We start from the raw sequence: 18480 nt of genomic DNA, 5'->3' as shown, positions 1-18480 counted from the left end.
TAATTTATATATACTCACCTCTACTAATAAATTTAACTCCATAAAAAAAGCGACCAATTTGGTCGCTTTTTTTATATCATTCCTTTTGCTTTAAACTCAAGATATTTATTTATCACATTAACCGATAATTGCTGTGGCTTCGTTAAAATAGCATGAATACTATTTCGCTCTAATTCTTTTACTATTAAACGTTTTTCAAACGCATATTTTTCAGCTATTGTTTTATGATAAACATCTTGTAAATCTTCTGAATTTTCATTTATCAAACTATCCAATTCTGTATTTTCAAAGAAAACAGTCACTAGTAAGTGTTTTTTTGCAATTGCTTTTAGGTAAGGCAACTGCCTTTTTAAAGCCGAAATATGTTCAAAATTTGTATATAAAATTAATAAACTTCGTTGATTAATTTTTCTCTTAGTCGTTGCATACAATAGTGCAAAATTAGCATCGGTAAAATCGGTTGTTATATTATACAGTTCTTCGTTAATTACCGAAAGGTTTGTTTTTTTATTACTTGCTGCAATAATTTTTTCTACATTTTTAGAAAACGTAAGCATTCCTGCTTTATCATTTTTTAACAAGGCTATGTTCGAAAAAGCTAAGGTTGAATTTATAGCGTAATCTAACAGACTTAATTCTTCAAAAGGCATTTTCATAACACGCCCTAAATCGATAATAGAATAAATGGGTTGTGATTTTTCATCTTGGTATTGGTTTACCATCAACTCCCCTCTTTTAGCTGTTGCTTTCCAATTCACATTTCGTACATCGTCACCCGGAATGTAATTCTTTATCTGCTCAAACTCCATTGTTTGACCAATTCGTCTGATTTTTTTCATTCCGAATTCTGTCAAATTATTATGCATTGCCAAAAATTCGTACTTTTTCATTTGCACATACGACGGATATACTTTTACACTTTTATCATCTGAAAAAGTATATCTTCTTGAAAACATTTGTAATACAGAAGAAACAAATACATGTACATTTCCAAAATTATAGGCTCCTCTTTCTACTGGTCGAACACTATACACAAATGTTGATTTTTCTGCTGATTGAAGCGCTGTTTTATAGGCAAAGTCTCTTTTTTGAAATTGTGCTGGTAATTCATCTATCACATTTATAAAAACTTGAAACGGATAGTTATTTTCTAACGTTACTGATATTTCATTAGCATCAGAATTTGATAATTTTTCTGACACTATTCGCTTCGCTAAAAAACCGTTTTTATAACGATATAGAATAACTAAATCTATAAACATAGTTATTGCAAAAAACAAAACCAATAACCATGTTACGTTATATATAATAGGAAACCAAAACGACATTAAAAACAATGCCGACAGTACGCTTATATACGTAAAAAAGCGATTATGAATATATATTGATTTAAAGAATTGAATCACTATCTCGGAACTTCTACAGATTGAACAATCATCTCAATAACCTTGTCTGTCGTCATTCCTTCCATTTCTCTTTCTGGAGTTAACATTATTCTATGACGTAATACCGGATAAATACTCTTTTTTACATCTTCAGGAATCACAAAATCACGTCCGTTAATCGCTGCAAATGCTTTTGACGCCATTAATACTGCAATACTTGCTCTTGGTGACCCTCCTAAATATAAATGTGCATTGTTACGCGTATTTGAAATTAATTGCGCAATGTATTTAATAATTTTTTCTTCTACCAACACTTCAAATACTTTACTTCTGTATTCTAATAAATCTGCCTCTGTTAATACAGCTTCAATTTTTGATTGTGGTAATGCTCCTTTTCGATCGTTATGCGCTGCAATTATTTTAATTTCTTCTTCTAAACTAGGGTATCCTACATTTATCTTAAACAAAAAACGGTCTAATTGTGCTTCTGGTAATGCATAAGTTCCTTCTTGTTCTATAGGATTCTGTGTTGCTAAAACCATAAATGGCGGACTCATTTTATATTGAGTTCCATCCATCGTAATTTGCTTCTCTTCCATTACCTCAAACAAAGCTGCTTGTGTTTTTGCAGGCGCTCTATTTATTTCATCAATCAATACAACGTTAGAAAATATAGGTCCTTTTTTAAATTCGAAATTAGATGTTTTCATATTTAAAATTGATGTTCCTAATACATCCGAAGGCATTAAATCGGGCGTAAATTGAATTCTACTAAAATCGGTTGCAATAGTTTTTGCTAACAATTTTGCTGTAACTGTTTTTGCAACTCCTGGTACTCCTTCAATTAACACATGTCCATCTGCTAATAACGAAACCAATAACAACTCTATAAAATCTTCTTGACCAACAATTACTTTAGCCAACTGCTCTTTTATGTTACCAACAGCTTCTTTTAATTTTGATAAATCTATTCTACTAGAAAATAGTTCATTCGTTTCTGTTGTTTGATTGTTATCTTCTGTATTCATGCTCTTATTTTTTTATTCTTTGTTTTTTTGAAGGAGAAAGCATTGTGCTTTTTCTCACTTTTTTCTTTAAATATTGTTTGTTTATCAATTTAAATGCTTCTCTAAAAAATCTAACGGATCATAAAAATACTTGTTTAAATCCTCTTTCGTGTAAGCTACCAAAGTATAAGACGAAAACAACCTTTCTGGTTTTAAATTATTTCGTTTTAGTTTAAAAGGCTGAACTTTTAAAACCTCAAAATGAAAATGGTCAAATTGCCATCCATACTTATTAAGTTCATTTCTATTCATAAACCTAGCTATTTTAGTATCCGTATTTACATGGTCGAATAAATTTACTTCTATTCCTGCAATATGTTCGTAAACTGTCCAAAATTTGTGATTATCTCCATGTTCTATTATCAGCTGTGCATAAGGTCCGTCCTCTCGCTTACTAATTACAACGCCTTCAAATATTGGAAATATTGGTTCTGACTCATAATTATTTGTAGCTCTCTTTATATCTATTCCTGTATGATAATGTGCAGGAACTTTAGGCCTCTCTTTTCTTAGCAGACCAAATTCACCAATTCCTGTTAATTTTAATGAGCTAATAGAATTTCTATCTAAAGCATTAACTGGCAAACGATATCCTAACCCTACATTAAAGGATAGTATAAGTAGTAAGCCCCAAGTTTTAATCATTTTTTATTATCCTTTTTAAACATTTCAATTCCCTTATTCAATGCAATCAACTCTTCTTCAGTAATTTTTTCTTTTGATTCTATTATAGTTACCTTTTTAAATAATTTCTCTACACTTCCTACTGAATTACCACTTCTACTCGCTAAATGCTCGTAGAAAACAGCATCTATTTTTAAGGTTGCTAATCTATGGTGTACTCGTATGTATTCTAAAAAGTAATTAATTTTATGAATTGCTATATTTTTATGATCTGATTTTTCATAATACATATTCGCAATTGTTCTGGTAAAAGCTAATGTTTGATTTTTTAAAGGCGTAATTATAGGTATAAATCGTTGATCCCTTTTTCCTTTAAAAATCACAAAAAACAACACACCAATTAAAGCCGTATAATAAGCCCATTTAAGATGCTTTGAACTTAAAATATAATACATTGGCGAACTTATTCCGCTTTTTCCTGTTTTATAATACGCATCCCAAAGAATTGTAGTACTACTGCTACTAGAACTTGTATTTTGCTCTCTTAAACTATTTTTGTTATTTGTATTCAAATACGATAATACACTTGCTACATAGGTATAATTGGTATTTAAAAGCATATTGTAATTGGTAAATGTTTGCGGAAATGTATGTAAGTAAAAAGATCCTTTTCCGAATTCTGTTTTAACAAAGTTAGGCTTATGACTTACAATGGAATCTTTTTCATTTTTAATAAGCAACGCTCCTAAAACTGTTGTTTTTAAAGTATCTACACTCGAAAAATAGGCTTTCGGAAAATTTCTATCAAAATGATACTCATTCGTATCTAATTTTTTATTAACTATATTTTGGTATGCTTTTTCTTCAAAAGCCGTAGTACTTAACTGTTTTGTTTTAATGTTTAATGTATCTAAATTAAAATCATTGGTAGCTATAAAAACATCATTTCCTCTTGCTACAAATTTTAGCAACTCATTAAACTCTTCTTCTCCAAAATTTAGCTTACCATCAACAAAAAAATAAGTTCCTTTATTTATTGAATCTTTTAAAAATAAATATGGACTTTGATATACGTCTCTTACCTTTTTATTAGCAAAAAGCGAAGGCATTTCTTTATGCAAAATATAGGTTCCGTATGGTATTTTATGTTTCGCGTCATAACTTGGAAACCAATTAATTTCTTTTGGTTTTATCGATTCGATATATATAATACCAAGTACAATAAACACCAATAAACCAATATATATTTTTAGCTTTTTATCCAAATTCTTAAATTTTAGCAATCACTTTTTTAAAACTCACTTCTGCTTGTAAAAACTTTTCTTTATCTATTAAAAATTCTCCGTACCAAACGTAATCGTATAAATGTGTTACTTCTTTAAATTCTTTATGCAAATTTTTATTTGATGAAACTTCTTTTATATAATCTTCATTTGTTTTTTCTTGCTGCCAAGAAATCAACTCTTTTTCTGATAACTTTTTTAATAACAGCAAATAATAATAACGCGTTGCTAATTTGTAATTTCCATCTGTTATTGCCTCCTTTATTAATTTTGGTAAATCTCTATCTCTTATTAATTCTTCTTCATCAGATAAGTTTACTATCGAATTCGCTTTTTTACCTATTACAATATTGCTAGCATTTACTTTTAAAAAGAACTTAATGATAAAGTACAGTACTAAAACGGCAATTACATATGGTAAAATTCTAAACAGACTCCATAAAAAACCTACTGCTGGTTTTATATCATCAAAAATATAAGATAGTATGCTTTTTATTTTTCGTTTAAACCAGCTCCATGCTTTTTCTAAAATAGTAGGTTCTCTTTTTTCAACAACATATATAAAATCATCTTGTTGCTTGTATGCTTCTATTTTTTTTGCATCAAATTTTCGTTGCTCAATAAATGTTTCATCAAACTTAACTTCCTTCGTTGTTGTTTGTGAAAACACAGAAAAAGAAAGCAATAAAAATGCTATATAAAAAAGTAAGTGTTTCAAATTATTACTGACCTAGGCCGTCTATTTTTTCAAGGGTTCCTGTTAAGTTTTTTTGCTCATTTATATCAAAATATAAAAACACATTGGTTACCAATGTTATTGTATAAAACATTAATTGACCTACAATAGAAACTAAATTTAAGATTATGTAAACGGGGTCTTTAAATAAATTAAAAATTTGAGTAGGATCTTCATTATTCATGCCAATTCCCATTTGAACAAACTGATATATAATTGCTGGTATTTTAAATACATATCCTAACATACCTACTAATAAACCAACTACGAAAATCACCCCAAAAGTTTCCCAAAAATGACCACTTATAAGATTAAAACATTTACTAACAGTAGCAGTTGCTGATTCATTTTCAAAAACTAATATTGATGCGCCTAAAGATAAAACTATTGCTGTATAAAACATCGGAAGAACACAAAACAACATACTAAACATAACAATAAGCATTGCTAAAATTCCAAAACCGGTAAATGACCAAAATTTATTTTTAGAATTATCTTTTACTTCTTCTTCATTTACATTTCCATTGTTATCAATATATGATTTTATGTAATACATACCTGCTAAATTGATAAATACAAGAGTTACAATATATGCTATTATTGTTAAGAAACCTGCACCACCAATACTAAGCCCCATCATTTCTGGAGTACTTTCACTTGATATAGTTGATAATGAATATCCTATAAAAATAGCTCCTATTATTGTTATTAAAATAGGAATTGCTGCCACTTTAACAATTGTTGAGAAAAACTCTTTTCCTTCTAGTCTCATAAACTTAAAAGCATCGCTAATAATAGCTCCTAAATCTCTTTCTTTTTTAAACTCTATGTACTCTTTATTCATTGGTTACTTGTTTTTTGTGTAGTTGAATTGGATATATAACGTAATAAAATATAATACTTGCTAATGATAATAAGATGATAAGAATTGCTAACCAATCTGGCATTTCGGTATGGCGTGTTACAAAACCTTCTAAAAAACCTGCAATTATAAAAAACGGAATACTACTTACCATTATTTTTAATCCGTCTTTCATACTTCTTTTAAAGGATTCTAATCTAGAATAGGTTTTGGGAAATAGTAATCCGTTTCCTAAAACTAAACCTGCGCAACCAGCTATTATAATTACTGATATTTCTATAGTACCATGAATCCAAATTGTTCTAGAAGATTCCCAAAGTAAATCTTTATCATAAAAAAAATATAAAAATGAGCCTAACATTATACCGTTTTGCATCATAATATATAAGGTTCCTACAGAGAATAACATTCCTAAAACAAAAGCATACATGGCTACTTTTATATTATTTATGGTAATCCCTATAAACATATCAACCTCATTGGCTTTTTTATAAACAGCCATCGGATCACCTTTTTCAATATTCTCTAAAGTCATGTTTACATAACTATCACCTAAAATAAGTCGAACAAAATCAACATCGTTTGCTGATGAGAAAGCTCCCACGATACTAAAAAAAGCAAAAACACTAAAAGCTATTAATAATTGCTTTTGATGTTTGTAAAATGATAATGGAAATTCTGTTTTAAAAAAACTAATGAATCTATTTTTACTTTCTTTTTTAGTTGTATAAATTTTTTGATGTGCTGTAACAGCTATGGCATTTAAATACACCAAGGTATTCCCCTTTGGATAAAAGGTTTTAGCATAACTTAAATCATCTGTTAACTCAACATATAAATCTGATAATTTATCAGGAGAAAGACTTGTTTTATTATACAACGCGTCTTCAAACAATTGCCATTTCTCTTTATTTTTTTTTACAAAAGCAGCTTCTCTCATTTAAAAAATAAATTATAGCAAGTTTTATGAGAACTCTTTCTTTTCATAGAATATTTTTATCTTCGCTAATCTAAAAAAAGTTATAGAATTATCAACAAAAAAAATGAAAAACTAATTAATGGATAATTTTCAAATAGAAACGGCTCAAAATATTGCTATAACTCAAAATGTAGCGCATGTTACTACCCGTATTGGTTCTTATTTAATAGATGCTTTATTTATTATCGGCTACTATATTATTATATTTTTAATAATGGGTATGCTTAATATGGTACCTAGTATGGAGTATATGAGCTTATACCTTCTTTTAGGTTTGCCTACTTTTTTTTACAGTTTACTTTTTGAAGTTTTAATGAACGGGCAAACTCCTGGTAAATTTTTTAACCAAACTAGGGTTGTAAAAATAGACGGTTCTAAACCTACTTTTGGTAGTTATTTAATTCGTTGGTTATTGCGAATTATCGATTTTGGGCTTGCTAGTGGTTCTGTTGCTGTTTTAACAATTCTTTTAAACGGAAAAGGGCAGCGACTTGGCGATTTAGCTGCTAGTACTACTGTTGTTTCTGAAAAGAAAAGAATTACTTTAAGAGATACTATTGCGAATGATATATCTGATAATTATACACCTATTTACACACAAGCAACATTATTGAATGATGATGATATGCATACCATAAAAAAGGTATATACTGATGCTATAAAAAAAAGGAATCATAAAGTAATTTCAAAACTACATTTAAAAATTATAGAAATAACAGGAATTACAACAAAACAAAACCCAGTAGATTTTGTAGATACTATTATTAAAGATTATCATTATTTTGCTCAGCAATAAAAGCTGCTATGTAAGCTACCTCAGCTTTTAAGCCATTTATTTTTGCTTTTAATTCTATCTCTTTAAAATAAGTATTTTCGGCTAATCTTATTTCTAAATGCCTTTTACGTAAATCAACCCATTTTGCATCACTTTTGGTTAACGTTTTTTGTTCTAACAACTTAATAGAAGCATGCAATCCCCTTTGCCAAGCTTTTCGTTTTGTTTTTAATGTTTGTAAAGATGTTTCTCGTGTATGTAAGTTTCTCTTTTTTGTAGCTAACAATTTATTTAAAGGTTTTTCAGCTGCGGTTTTTTCTGCCATAAAAAAATCGCCTGCACCAGGTAATTCTTCTAAAGGAGTTTTTAAAGACAAGGCTTTGTATAGTGTTAACAACTTGTTCATTCCTTCAAAACTATAGCTCCTGCGATGTACTGATATCGATTGCATTGTTTCGAAAGAAACGCCTAAATAATTAGCTAGAGATATAATTCTTGCATCAAAGTATTTTCTTATTTCTTTTATCATTTTTGTACAGTTTTTTTTTTAGTATTAAAAAATGTACATCGCTTGTACATTTCTATTTTATTTCATTTTTTTCTGTACAAAAATATAACCTCATTCAATGTACAGTTTTTATTTCTAGAAATAAATATGTACAAAATACAAAAAAACAGCTCGTTTATAAAAATTAAGTAGTTAGAATATGGTGTTTTATGAAAAATTTAAGCTTTTTTGTTAAGATCTTCCATAATACTTATAAGACCTTCTAAACCCTTTTTCAATTGCTTCTTGTATGCTCTTTGCTAGAAAACCTTGTCCTTTCTTTATTTTTGTTCTATCATAATGTTGATCGAATGGTAAATGATATATTTTTGTTTCAGTACCTTCAGTGCTAACTCCAATATTACATTTAATTCTTGGAAATTCTTTCATCTCCCATTTTTCTATTCTCACTCCCAAAAATTTTAGCAAATTTTGTTGCAGTTTCCGAAAGAGAAGTATTTGTTATAAATACAGGTGTAACAACCTTAAATAAATCTGGATTGATTAGCCTATCAATTATTGTTGTGCCATATAATTGTAAAATATGTTTTTCGTGTATTGTCTTTGTTTTCTTCCAAAGTTTACATTGTATAATTTCTACCTCATTACCTTTTCTTGCAATTAAATCACGCCCAAGGTCATTTAACCTTTTTTCCATGCCAAAATACTCAACTTCCCAACCTCTTTCTTCATATGATATCCCACAAGACATTTCATAATCTCTACCTATTTGCCAATTAGTTTTTTTACCTTTTAAATATCTATCTAAAGCTAACTGGTTTCTATAATTTTCATCTAAATCAAAATATTCTTCTTTTGTGAGATAATTCTGAACATTATCAAAATCATCCTTGAATCCTTCTATTGAATTTACATTCTCTAATCGTTTTAAAGTGTCAAAATCGTCTACATAGTTTGTTAACTCAGGGAAAACATTTAAAAGATATTCATATTTATATAGCATTTGACGATATTGCTGAATATGAAACTTACTTTGAACTTTTAATTCTTTTATTCTTTTACTTTCAGATATTGCAGGTCTTTTTTTATTCTCTAAACGTCTTGCAATTATATCATACTCTAAAAGTAAAAAATCAGAGTACATAGATGTTATTTTGCTAACAGAATTATCACTTTTATTTTCTATTGACAAATATAAATCGTGCTGCTTTTTTAGAGTGTTTTTTAATTCATCTCTTTCTCTTAAAATATTAATTGATTTTTGATTTGACTCAATATATTTTGTTTCTATTTTTTTAAAATCATTGTTTAATTTATTATTAATTCTAATCTGTTCTTTAAATCTTAATTCATTTTCATCCTTTTTTATTTCACAATTATTTAGTTCTTTTTGATAGTTTTCTAAATATTTTATTGATTCATCAAGTTCTTGGCTCTTGGTATTAACTTTTAAAGTTAAGTCTTGAAGTATTTTATTTTTATAGCTAATTTCAGATAAAAACCTGTTAGTTTTAACTATTTCATTCTCATAATTATCTTTATATTTTTTTGATAATAGTTTTTCATCAGAAAGTTCTTTTAAAACTTGGGGATATTCATTTATTTTTATTCTGTTTTCTTTCCTTTTTTCAATAAAATTTGAAGCTAAATTCCAAAGAATAGCAACTGTAATTAAACTTCCGATAATAAATATTATTTCCATGAATATTAAGATATTTAACTTCGAAGCGTAAAGTTTCTCCTGGATTTCTGACAACTTCTTTATATGCGTAATTCACATCTTTTTTGTTCACTAAATAAATAAAACTGCAACATTATTTTCGTGTCAAAAAATTATTAATAGTCCAAATTGATTATGAAAACTAAATAAAAAAAGACCTAAAAAGAGTTTATATGATCGTTATTTTTATAATTATAGACTTATGTAACAGTTACTATTGCTATATCTTGATTTATTCTAAATCGTCATCTTCTATTCTATCAATTAGTATATCTATTTCTTTAATCGTAGCTTTTCTTTTTTCTTTCGCTTTTAATATAACTTCAGGAGTATTATTAGAATTATCAATTTGAATATTATAATAGTCAATTAATGTTTTTAGCGCATTTAATTTCGATGCTTTTTTCATTTGTTCAACTTGCTCAATCAATGCTTTTTCAGAATTTTGCTGTGCTTTAGCAGTCTTTTTAAGTTCTGCTCTGTTCAAAGTAATTTCATTCCGTTGTAATTCTAAATCTTGTTTTTGTAATACTATTGTGTAAATCAGTCCTGCAAAAGCTAATCCAGAAAACAAAGCATTTACCGCTCCAAATAAATCACCAAAAGTACCTCTGTCAGACCAATTATCAAGACCAAATATTATTAGAATTGTTGAAACAATCCAGATAATTATAACTAAAAAAATCATTTTAGTTAAAAGTCCAATATTTGATGTAAGCTTTTTCATTTTTTAGAGTTTGATTTAGTTTTAGGCTAAATAAAGTTAAACATTATCATTTGATATTTTAATTTCATTCGTAATATTCTTAATACTTTTTAAAATAAAAATATTATTAGGTAAAGTAATTTTTCCAGATTCTTTTGTTTCAAGTGTCACAAAGAATAAACCTATATCAACAACTCTGCCTTCGATTACATAGTCTTTTGATTCTAGTATAATAATAGAATCATTTAATTTAACGGGGTGATTAAAAAATAAGATAATACTACAAGTAATATTTGACAGTAATGACCATTGAGCAAAAAAAGCAACTCCTACAAATGTTAAAACGGAACCTATAAACAATGCTAAATCAGCTTGTTTTACTCCCCAAATTAATGAAGTAATAATTAGAAAAATTAATGATAAGATAATATTTATAACTTTCTTAATTATCATTCCACGAGAGCTATGAATTAATTTTTCAGAAAGTGTTCTATTAATAACTTTTAAAGAGATTTTTCTTAAGATAAGATAAATCGCAATAGCGATAATAGATTCAAATATTTTTATATAGTATATTTTCATTGTTTATTACTTTTTGATAACTTATTTATATGCGAAAATCGTATCCTGTTATCACGCATACATAGGTTGATTACGCTAAAATTTTATTCCTGCTTATAAGGCCGCTAATATATTCAAAATACTTTGATGAAAAAGTTATAAAAAGCTACTCTTTTTCGTAAGTCTAAACTATATTTCATTATACTTTTTAAGTTGATAAATCGAAAAAACACCTAGCACAAACTCCGCTATAATTCCGAAAATATAACCTCCTGTTGGTAATCCGTCAATTATCATACTCAGCGCACGTCCTGTTGCAAGGGTTAACATAAATAATATATTCAGTTCGGTAGCTCGTTTCCAGTATTGGGTTTTCCAAATTCCAAAAAGCCATACAAGTGAAATACCAAGATACAAGCACATATTGGCTTTTAACATATTTGAAAGGTCGATAGTATTTACTTGAATATCTAATTGTTTTTGTAAAATTGATGGCGAACCGTAAATTATTCCTGTTGGTATAACTATCAACAAGGAAACAAGAAGGTGTAAATTCTTAAAAAACCAATTCATTTTGTATCTTCTATTTTTTCTGGTAGTGTTGTCTCAAAATCTACATTATGCCTTTCTCTTAGCTTATAATTAAGAACACCGTCTTTTTGAAGCGAATCCAATCTGTTTAATTTTTCTAAAGGAGAATCTTCTGTCATTCTCATTATTTGATGTCCGTATTTTTCTATACGATCATTATAAAACACCAAAGTACAATAAAGTAATTCAGGATTTCCATCCTTAAAAAACAAAAATTTACGTTTAGGTTTCCCGCTATAAAACTCAACGTTTAAGTTATACATAAAGCGTTCAACCCAACGTATATTTAATACAATTTTCCCTTGCTGATAATCTCTTTCTGCTTTTAGATAGTAAGATGTATCTGCATAATTTCTTTTATTTTCTTTAATTATCTTCCAGTTCACAATTATACATAACTTATTTAAACGTTGAATTCGTGTTCTTTTCTTATCATTACATAAATTAGTTATATGAATATTTATTTTAAAATTTCAAGATGTATATAGTTTTCATATTTATTAACTTTATTACCCCATCCGCATTCTAACTCAGAAAGCCATAGTTTAAAATCATCATGATAACTTAAAAGTTCTTCATGATCTATTTCCTCTCGAATTTTTGTTGCATATTCATAAGTTTCAAAATCGAATTTTTCACCTAAGTTCTCTGTCATTCTAATTTTATTATTATCAGGGTATAAATAAGCCTGAATTATAGAACGAATAATCTTACCTCTATCAAAAAATGCAAATCGACAAGAGCCACTTGTTGTTTGTTCATATGCAATTATGGCTTGTGTATTATATTCCCTAGTAAACTCAATAATCCATTCATCAAACTCTTTTAAATCTTCGGTAGACTCTCCTAATTCATAATCGACCTGAGTCCAGTTATTATTTCTTTCTTTATGAATTACAAAAGTTCTAGTTTTACTTTCCTCTTCATAATATCTCTGTAGTTGAATTTCAGAATAAACATCTTTCTTACCAATAGTATAGTAAATAGACAAAAAGGAAATAATTAAATCTTTATCCGTGTGACGGATAAATACTTCTGATATGGTTGCCATCTAGTTTATCTTAATATTTTTTTTATGATAATTGTTTGTCTTAGAACGAACATTTAATTTTTCTCTTAGCTTAAATTTAAGTATTTATTTATTCTCAGAGATGTTATTTAAAACAAATTTAGCCATTTCAATATTTCCTAAAGTAGCATTTAAATCAAAAATTACGCTGGTTAATAATTCGGCTGCTTCTTTAAAACTTCCTTTCTCATTTATTACAAGTGCTTTATTAATAAGTAAAATTCCCTTTGTTTCAACATCAGCATTTTGCTCAAGCCCTTTTTCTATAGCCGCTAATCTTTCTTCATTCACTAATAAATCTGAATAATCTTTCCAAGATGGTGCAAAAGAAGGATACTTTTTAACTAATAGCTTTATAATTTCTTTTTTTTCGGTAGGATTATTTATCCATTGAAGAGATAAGTATGACTTATATAACCCTCTTTTTAATTCTCCTTTATTTTCTCGTTCTAACGTATGCAATGCGGTTTTAGATGTATAAAATCCTTTAGGTGCCATTTTATTGGTAATGCGATAATACTTTAAAGCGTTTTCGTGATCATCTAGCAATAAATAAGTATATGCTAAATCATAAAGCGGATATGGCCAATTAGGTGCTTCTTTATTGGCTTCGTTCAATTTTTTAATTGCACTCGTATAATCACCAGATTGTCCTAATTGTCTTGCTTGGTTATGTAATGATTTTGCTAAATCAGACACTCCTTCTACTCCATAAACCTCATAATTAAATCTTCCTGTTGAAGTGGCTAATTCTTTTTTTGAAATTTTATTACCATTAGCATCTGTAAACTCGATTCTATTATTACTATCTGTATTTTTTTCAGTCTCACCATTTTTACAAGATGACATTAAACCTAGGGCAATTAAGATGCCTATTATTCTATTTTTCATAGTTTTTTCAAAAAAATTATTACAACCTATTTATATTCAAATATCTTAATAAAAAATGATATAGAAGTTAATTTTAAAAAGCAAAACACAAGCTTTAAATGACTTGTATTTTATTTTATTTACTATGTATTCGTTTCTTAATCAGTAATTTTATTTACAACTACTGCTGTTATAAATAACCCCATACCATATACACAATGAATAAAAAAGCTCATTAACCTAGCTTTGTTGGGATCTGGTAAATTTGAACCTGCAATACCAAAACCAAAGACAGGTTGCATTACAAAAAAAGGGGCAATCATTGTTAGTAAACCAATAACTAAAGCAGGAAAAAGTGAAGGATTATCTAGCCATTTTTTTTCGAAAACAATTACTAACAAAAAAGCAAAGGCAATTCCTATAGCATAATGGCTTACCTGCCCGATAATTTGCTCGTACTTAATAGGTAACGCATCAAATATTTTATTGTGATTAAATTTACCTTTAAATAGATGCCCAATCCAACGACCTAGAAATTTGTAATCGAGTCCTTTAATTTTGAATAATTTTAAAATAAAGGCATAAACATCCATTGTAATAGTACCTCCAATTCCTATTAGTACGATTTTAAATATTGTATTCATCTTTTATATTAAGTTGTTAAATTCTTAGCAAAGATGACTCGCAATACAATTAACTTGATAGGACAAATATCAAAAGGGATTGTACTTATTTAAAATTCTGTCGAAAAACCTGAGGTGTATACCCCGTATTTCTTTTAAAAAACCGAATAAAATATGCAGGATCTTCATAACATAATTTAAATGCTATTTCATTTATCTGATTAGATGTTGCTAATAACAATCTTTTTGCCTCAAGAATAATTTGTTCATTTATTAATTGAGAACTGGTTTTGCCAAACATTTTCTTGGTAATAGCATTTAGTTTATAAGGTGTAATGTTTAACATTTTAGAATATTCGGTTACTTGTTTATTTGTACATATTTTACTATCTAACAGTTGCATAAACTTTTCAAATAATTCTTGTTCGTACGGATTGTTCTGTTTTATTTGTGTGTTTTTTTCATGAATATCTCGCATTAACTCTATAAATAGAATGTTTAAATTGGCTTTAATTACTTCTTTATACCCTATTTTTTTTTGAGAAAATTCATTAAAAATATATTTGAAAATTGATAAAACAGCATAAAAATTTTCATTACCAAAATTGTAATAATTATGTTGGATTATCTTTCGAAAAACCTCTCTTTCTTGGTTACAACTAAACGAATAAAAAGTAGCGTTAAATGTAATAAGATAGCCTTTGCTGCATTGTTTAAGAATTAATTCATGAACTTGTCCTGGCCGGATAAAAAAAACTGTATTTGAAGCTATGGGAAAACTATTAAAATCAATATGATGCTTACCTCTTGCTTCTTCTAATACCATAAGGAAAAAAAAATCATGACGATGCAACCCTTCTTCCATATTCTTACCTACAAGTAAATCTCCAAGATTAATAATATCAAAGCTCCCATGAAAATCAGGTTCTTTTATATTTCGAATCGTTATTTCTTGCATTTAACAGGATGGTATTTATAATGTTTTAATGGACTCGTAACGTTAGCTTATTTAAAACCCAACGTTTATTTTTTATTTCAAATTTAATAGAATAATATGAAGATTTTTAATTTGACAGAAAATCATATTTGTAATCGATTGATCTTTATCGTAGTTCTTTTTGCTTCATTTTAGATTTATTAATTCACTTACGATCAGTTTTTGCCTTAAAAATTAAATTCTTCAATAGGAGAAGATATATCTACTAAAACTCCATTCGGATCTTTAAGTAATAATCGTCTTTGGCCATAAAACGTATCAGTAGGTTCACTTATAATTTCAAATTTTTCCGATTCAGCTATTTGAAATATTTCGTCTGCGCTATCAACAACGAACGTTACATAGAATCCTTGTGGATTGTCTTGAAAATCTTTCGGTACAATATCATTTGTTCGGTCTATTATTCCTAATTCAAGTTTTTTGTCCTTCGAGATTAAATGAATAAACCAATCACTATCAAAATCAACATTAAAGTCAAATAATTTTGTATAGAAATTTCTGCTTTCAGGTAAATTATCAGAACAGATATTTGTCATTATTCTATTTATTTTCTTCATCATATTCTTTTAATTGTTTCTCTAAAATTATCATATGTTTACATTGAATGCCATTCTCGAAAATTGCTTCCTTATAATTCCTGATAAAAAAACCTTTATCTATTCGTGACATCTCGAATCCTTCTTTTTGATATAAAGCAAGTTGATTTATACTTGAATTTCCTGTTCCAATTACTAATTTTTTAAAATTAGATTCTTTACTAATTTTATAAGCATATCTCAATAAAACTTTACCAAATCCCTTTCCTTGAACAGATTCTTTAATTGCAATATTTTTTATCTCAATTGTAGTTGAATCAACTTTATTCAAAACAATTACACCTATTAATTGAGAATCAAGTTTAGCTATATAACATTTCCCTGATTTTAAATAATCATTAATTTGATCTATTGATGGATCTGCCAATTGAAGTAAATCAAAAGGGATTTCTTTCTTATTCTTTAATAGTTCAATATTTAATATCAATTCATTCAAACTAATCCCATTTTTATAATGCCCTATAACTTTTTTGCTACTGAATTCTTATTTATCGAGTACTAATTTATTCAAATATTTTGACAGAAAAAATAACACAGGAACATACCTGCTACATGTATCTTTAAAATACAATCACTATTTTTCACTACACTAAGCTTCAAAGAATATTTTTTATTTCACCTCATCTCTATTACTCTAAATGATTACTCTTTATTTAAAGGTAAACTCTCTGCTATACAACGCTTTACTTAGTCGTTTTGTTTTTTATATATTTAAGTGCATAATTTAATTGAGAGTCTTTATTTTCTAAAAAATCTTTATGACTTTGTATTATTTTAATATCTGGCATAACACCGTTACCAAATTCTTCATCTTTTAACTTAACTACATCTTGTTCTAAATTTACAACCGAAAAATTTAAGCCGAGTTTTGAGTTAGGTAACTCATATGTTGCTGGAAGATGCCCCGTATGCCCATAATAAGCTCCGCCAGTTTCTTCACCTATAATAATAGCTCTTTTATCACTTTTAATATGTGCTGAAAAATGAGAAGCAGCAGATGCTACGAAAGGATCTATTAATAAAATAAAATTCTTTTGATATCTGTTTTTGTTAGGTTTCCATTCTGGATTAAATTTTTGATTTTGATAATATTTCCCATTATTAAATTCCGTAACATAATCAAGTAAAAAATCTTCAGATTGTTTTATTGATCCTTTATAAAGTTCAGGGTACGGTATTTTATTAAATATAGTATATGCGCTTACATTCTCTTTTACAATTCTATTACTTAAATAAGTAGTAAGTAACATAAGTGCATCACCACTTCCTCCCCCATTTCTACGTAAGTCAACAATTAAATTCTTTTTATTTTTTAAGGAGATAAAAACAGTATCTAAAAAAGATTTATATTTAGAATAGCTTTCGTTTCCTTTTTGCCCTACAGCAAAAGATTTTACAGATAGTAATCCAACATCTAAACTATCAATATATTCATAGTGATAATCATCTTGTATTTTCTCTTCGTATTTTTTTGAATACCTTTTATTATAGTTGTCTTTATAAGTAGCATAGTTAACACTTTTAACAGTTACAGACTTTACATTTGTATCATATTTATATTCTATAACAAATTCATCTTGTTCTCCGTAAGCTTTGTAAATATAAAAAGGAGCCCAATTGGTTTGAATAAAGTTAAATTTAGATGTTTCATTAAAACCGTCTGTACTTCTAAATCTAGATATTTTATTAGCAAATTGAGTTGCTGCTATTTTATTTACACTAATTATTTCTGCACCAGAAGGAATGTCTTTATAGTTACAGTTCGAATAAAGTTTTTTATCTAAAAACTTTAATGGTATTGGAAAGAAGATGTCTTTTCTAAATAAAAGAGTTTTTAAATATTTAGGAAAACGTAAGTTATTATGGCAGCTCCCTGTGTAATCTATAACATTCCAAATTAGATTCTGAAATTCTAAATATGTTGTTTTACCACCTATTTTGCTTTTATTTATTGAAAATACACTATCAACTTCTTTTTTAGAATGGTACCTATATAATCCTGAATTTGCTTTTTCAAAAATCCCTCTAAATATTTTAAAATCTTCTAAATACTGTGGCTCACTTAATGAAATTTCAGTTTCTGTAGAAACTTCTGAAATTGCTACAGAATACTTTCCTTCTTCTGAGTTTTCGTTTTCATTAAGTGGTTTAATTTGCAGTTGATATTCATCTTGATTCTCACAATAAAAATAAAATTGCTCTGCCCCATTAATACCATTTGGACTATCTTTTTCTTTTACAATTTCGTTTTTACTATTTACTAGATACACTACTAAGTCTATTCCTTTTTGATCTATATTAAATGAATAAAATTTATCTTTTATCAATTTAACACTATACGCTACAGTATCTGTTTTTAAAATATGAAACTCTTGAGGAGCTGCATTAATAGATAATCTGTTTTTCTTACTATCGCAAGAATAGAAAAATATAACTAGAGATAGAATACATAGTATTGTTTTATAGCCCAAAGATTGATTTGTTTTTATGTTACTCATTTGAATATTAATTTTGCTCCAAATCTACTT

The 18480-nt window shown here is 27.6% G+C and carries 22 protein-coding genes; 1 reads left to right on the top strand and 21 read right to left on the bottom strand.

What is annotated here, in order from left to right:
* Positions 1-71 precede the first annotated feature (71 nt).
* The 7 genes from H518_RS0118230 to H518_RS0118200 all read right to left on the bottom strand — a co-directional run bounded on the left by H518_RS0118230 (position 72) and on the right by H518_RS0118200 (position 6897).
* Positions 72-1403: a DUF58 domain-containing protein gene (locus tag H518_RS0118230; RefSeq protein WP_028890413.1), complete on the bottom strand. Its 1332-nt coding sequence runs from the start codon at positions 1401-1403 to the stop codon at positions 72-74.
* Between the two features lie 2 nt (positions 1404-1405).
* Entirely contained in the window at positions 1406-2413 is a 1008-nt protein-coding gene (locus H518_RS0118225) for an AAA family ATPase (RefSeq protein ID WP_028890412.1), read from the bottom strand.
* 84 nt (positions 2414-2497) lie between these two features.
* Positions 2498-3097 (bottom strand): M23 family metallopeptidase, encoded by a 600-nt coding sequence (locus tag H518_RS0118220; protein ID WP_028890411.1) that lies wholly within the window; start codon positions 3095-3097, stop codon positions 2498-2500.
* The gene (locus tag H518_RS0118215; RefSeq protein WP_028890410.1) at positions 3094-4341 is read right to left on the bottom strand and encodes a DUF4350 domain-containing protein; all 1248 of its coding nucleotides are present in this window, start codon (positions 4339-4341) and stop codon (positions 3094-3096) included. Before H518_RS0118215 ends, H518_RS0118220 begins: the two co-directional genes overlap by 4 nt.
* Positions 4342-4345: 4 nt before the next feature.
* A complete protein-coding gene (locus H518_RS0118210) occupies positions 4346-5077 on the bottom strand; it encodes a DUF4129 domain-containing protein (RefSeq protein WP_155995265.1) in 732 nt (243 codons plus the stop codon).
* Positions 5078-5081: 4 nt separating this feature from the next.
* Positions 5082-5939 carry a hypothetical protein gene (locus tag H518_RS0118205; RefSeq protein WP_028890408.1) on the bottom strand — a complete coding sequence of 286 codons (858 nt, stop codon included), beginning with the start codon at positions 5937-5939 and terminating at the stop codon, positions 5082-5084.
* Positions 5932-6897, bottom strand: a complete 966-nt coding sequence (locus tag H518_RS0118200; protein WP_028890407.1) for a stage II sporulation protein M — start codon at positions 6895-6897, stop codon at positions 5932-5934. Before H518_RS0118200 ends, H518_RS0118205 begins: the two co-directional genes overlap by 8 nt.
* Positions 6898-7015: 118 nt before the next feature.
* Here H518_RS0118200 and H518_RS0118195 point away from each other — a divergent pair, with 118 nt between their 5' ends.
* Positions 7016-7732: an RDD family protein gene (locus H518_RS0118195; RefSeq protein ID WP_028890406.1), complete on the top strand. Its 717-nt coding sequence runs from the start codon at positions 7016-7018 to the stop codon at positions 7730-7732.
* Here H518_RS0118195 and H518_RS0118190 read toward each other — a convergent pair.
* The 14 genes from H518_RS0118190 to H518_RS0118125 all read right to left on the bottom strand — a co-directional run bounded on the left by H518_RS0118190 (position 7701) and on the right by H518_RS0118125 (position 18450).
* Positions 7701-8240, bottom strand: coding sequence for a hypothetical protein (locus H518_RS0118190; protein ID WP_028890405.1), 540 nt, complete (start codon positions 8238-8240; stop codon positions 7701-7703). The two genes, H518_RS0118195 and H518_RS0118190, sit on opposite strands and share 32 nt — an antisense overlap.
* Positions 8241-8450: 210 nt before the next feature.
* Positions 8451-8648 (bottom strand): hypothetical protein, encoded by a 198-nt coding sequence (locus H518_RS0118185; protein WP_028890404.1) that lies wholly within the window; start codon positions 8646-8648, stop codon positions 8451-8453.
* Positions 8626-9921, bottom strand: coding sequence for a restriction endonuclease (locus H518_RS0118180; protein ID WP_028890403.1), 1296 nt, complete (start codon positions 9919-9921; stop codon positions 8626-8628). The genes H518_RS0118185 and H518_RS0118180 overlap by 23 nt, the downstream gene beginning before the upstream one ends.
* Before the next feature lie 250 nt (positions 9922-10171).
* Positions 10172-10666 (bottom strand): hypothetical protein, encoded by a 495-nt coding sequence (locus tag H518_RS20180; RefSeq protein WP_051263845.1) that lies wholly within the window; start codon positions 10664-10666, stop codon positions 10172-10174.
* A 36-nt stretch (positions 10667-10702) separates the two neighbouring features.
* Entirely contained in the window at positions 10703-11227 is a 525-nt protein-coding gene (locus H518_RS20175) for a mechanosensitive ion channel domain-containing protein (protein ID WP_043707292.1), read from the bottom strand.
* A gap of 168 nt (positions 11228-11395) precedes the next feature.
* Positions 11396-11779: a DUF4345 domain-containing protein gene (locus H518_RS0118165; RefSeq protein WP_028890402.1), complete on the bottom strand. Its 384-nt coding sequence runs from the start codon at positions 11777-11779 to the stop codon at positions 11396-11398.
* On the bottom strand, positions 11776-12183 hold the full coding sequence (locus H518_RS0118160; protein WP_028890401.1) for a hypothetical protein: 408 nt from the start codon (positions 12181-12183) through the stop codon (positions 11776-11778). Before H518_RS0118160 ends, H518_RS0118165 begins: the two co-directional genes overlap by 4 nt.
* A gap of 74 nt (positions 12184-12257) precedes the next feature.
* Complete coding sequence (locus tag H518_RS0118155) at positions 12258-12848, bottom strand: hypothetical protein (RefSeq protein WP_028890400.1); 591 nt, start codon at positions 12846-12848, stop codon at positions 12258-12260.
* 84 nt (positions 12849-12932) lie between these two features.
* Complete coding sequence (locus H518_RS0118150; RefSeq protein WP_028890399.1) at positions 12933-13757, bottom strand: tetratricopeptide repeat protein; 825 nt, start codon at positions 13755-13757, stop codon at positions 12933-12935.
* 137 nt (positions 13758-13894) lie between these two features.
* Entirely contained in the window at positions 13895-14380 is a 486-nt protein-coding gene (locus H518_RS0118145) for a DUF2938 domain-containing protein (protein ID WP_028890398.1), read from the bottom strand.
* Positions 14381-14465: 85 nt separating this feature from the next.
* Entirely contained in the window at positions 14466-15317 is an 852-nt protein-coding gene (locus H518_RS0118140; RefSeq protein ID WP_028890397.1) for a helix-turn-helix domain-containing protein, read from the bottom strand.
* 206 nt (positions 15318-15523) lie between these two features.
* Positions 15524-15913 (bottom strand): VOC family protein, encoded by a 390-nt coding sequence (locus tag H518_RS0118135; RefSeq protein ID WP_043707290.1) that lies wholly within the window; start codon positions 15911-15913, stop codon positions 15524-15526.
* Positions 15897-16388: a GNAT family N-acetyltransferase gene (locus H518_RS0118130; protein WP_081411223.1), complete on the bottom strand. Its 492-nt coding sequence runs from the start codon at positions 16386-16388 to the stop codon at positions 15897-15899. The genes H518_RS0118135 and H518_RS0118130 overlap by 17 nt, the downstream gene beginning before the upstream one ends.
* A gap of 247 nt (positions 16389-16635) precedes the next feature.
* Entirely contained in the window at positions 16636-18450 is a 1815-nt protein-coding gene (locus H518_RS0118125) for a S41 family peptidase (RefSeq protein ID WP_028890394.1), read from the bottom strand.
* Positions 18451-18480: the final 30 nt, after the last annotated feature.

The sequence above is a fragment of the Tenacibaculum ovolyticum DSM 18103 genome (genome assembly GCF_000430545.1).
GTDB classification, from domain to species: Bacteria; Bacteroidota; Bacteroidia; order Flavobacteriales; family Flavobacteriaceae; genus Polaribacter; species Polaribacter ovolyticus.
The sequence above is the reverse complement of the archived record's forward strand: the minus strand, read 5'-3'. Positions and strand labels throughout refer to the sequence as shown.

Coding starts and splice junctions, on each gene's coding strand:
- H518_RS0118225 (WP_028890412.1), bottom strand. CDS start 2,413: ATGAATACAGAAGATAACAATCAAACAACAGAAACGAATGAACTATTT.
- H518_RS0118220 (WP_028890411.1), bottom strand. CDS start 3,097: ATGATTAAAACTTGGGGCTTACTACTTATACTATCCTTTAATGTAGGG.
- H518_RS0118205 (WP_028890408.1), bottom strand. CDS start 5,939: ATGAATAAAGAGTACATAGAGTTTAAAAAAGAAAGAGATTTAGGAGCT.
- H518_RS0118200 (WP_028890407.1), bottom strand. CDS start 6,897: ATGAGAGAAGCTGCTTTTGTAAAAAAAAATAAAGAGAAATGGCAATTG.
- H518_RS0118195 (WP_028890406.1), top strand. CDS start 7,016: ATGGATAATTTTCAAATAGAAACGGCTCAAAATATTGCTATAACTCAA.
- H518_RS0118190 (WP_028890405.1), bottom strand. CDS start 8,240: ATGATAAAAGAAATAAGAAAATACTTTGATGCAAGAATTATATCTCTA.
- H518_RS0118185 (WP_028890404.1), bottom strand. CDS start 8,648: ATGAAAGAATTTCCAAGAATTAAATGTAATATTGGAGTTAGCACTGAA.
- H518_RS0118180 (WP_028890403.1), bottom strand. CDS start 9,921: ATGGAAATAATATTTATTATCGGAAGTTTAATTACAGTTGCTATTCTT.
- H518_RS20180 (WP_051263845.1), bottom strand. CDS start 10,666: ATGAAAAAGCTTACATCAAATATTGGACTTTTAACTAAAATGATTTTT.
- H518_RS20175 (WP_043707292.1), bottom strand. CDS start 11,227: ATGAAAATATACTATATAAAAATATTTGAATCTATTATCGCTATTGCG.
- H518_RS0118165 (WP_028890402.1), bottom strand. CDS start 11,779: ATGAATTGGTTTTTTAAGAATTTACACCTTCTTGTTTCCTTGTTGATA.
- H518_RS0118155 (WP_028890400.1), bottom strand. CDS start 12,848: ATGGCAACCATATCAGAAGTATTTATCCGTCACACGGATAAAGATTTA.
- H518_RS0118150 (WP_028890399.1), bottom strand. CDS start 13,757: ATGAAAAATAGAATAATAGGCATCTTAATTGCCCTAGGTTTAATGTCA.
- H518_RS0118145 (WP_028890398.1), bottom strand. CDS start 14,380: ATGAATACAATATTTAAAATCGTACTAATAGGAATTGGAGGTACTATT.
- H518_RS0118140 (WP_028890397.1), bottom strand. CDS start 15,317: ATGCAAGAAATAACGATTCGAAATATAAAAGAACCTGATTTTCATGGG.
- H518_RS0118135 (WP_043707290.1), bottom strand. CDS start 15,913: ATGAAGAAAATAAATAGAATAATGACAAATATCTGTTCTGATAATTTA.
- H518_RS0118125 (WP_028890394.1), bottom strand. CDS start 18,450: ATGAGTAACATAAAAACAAATCAATCTTTGGGCTATAAAACAATACTA.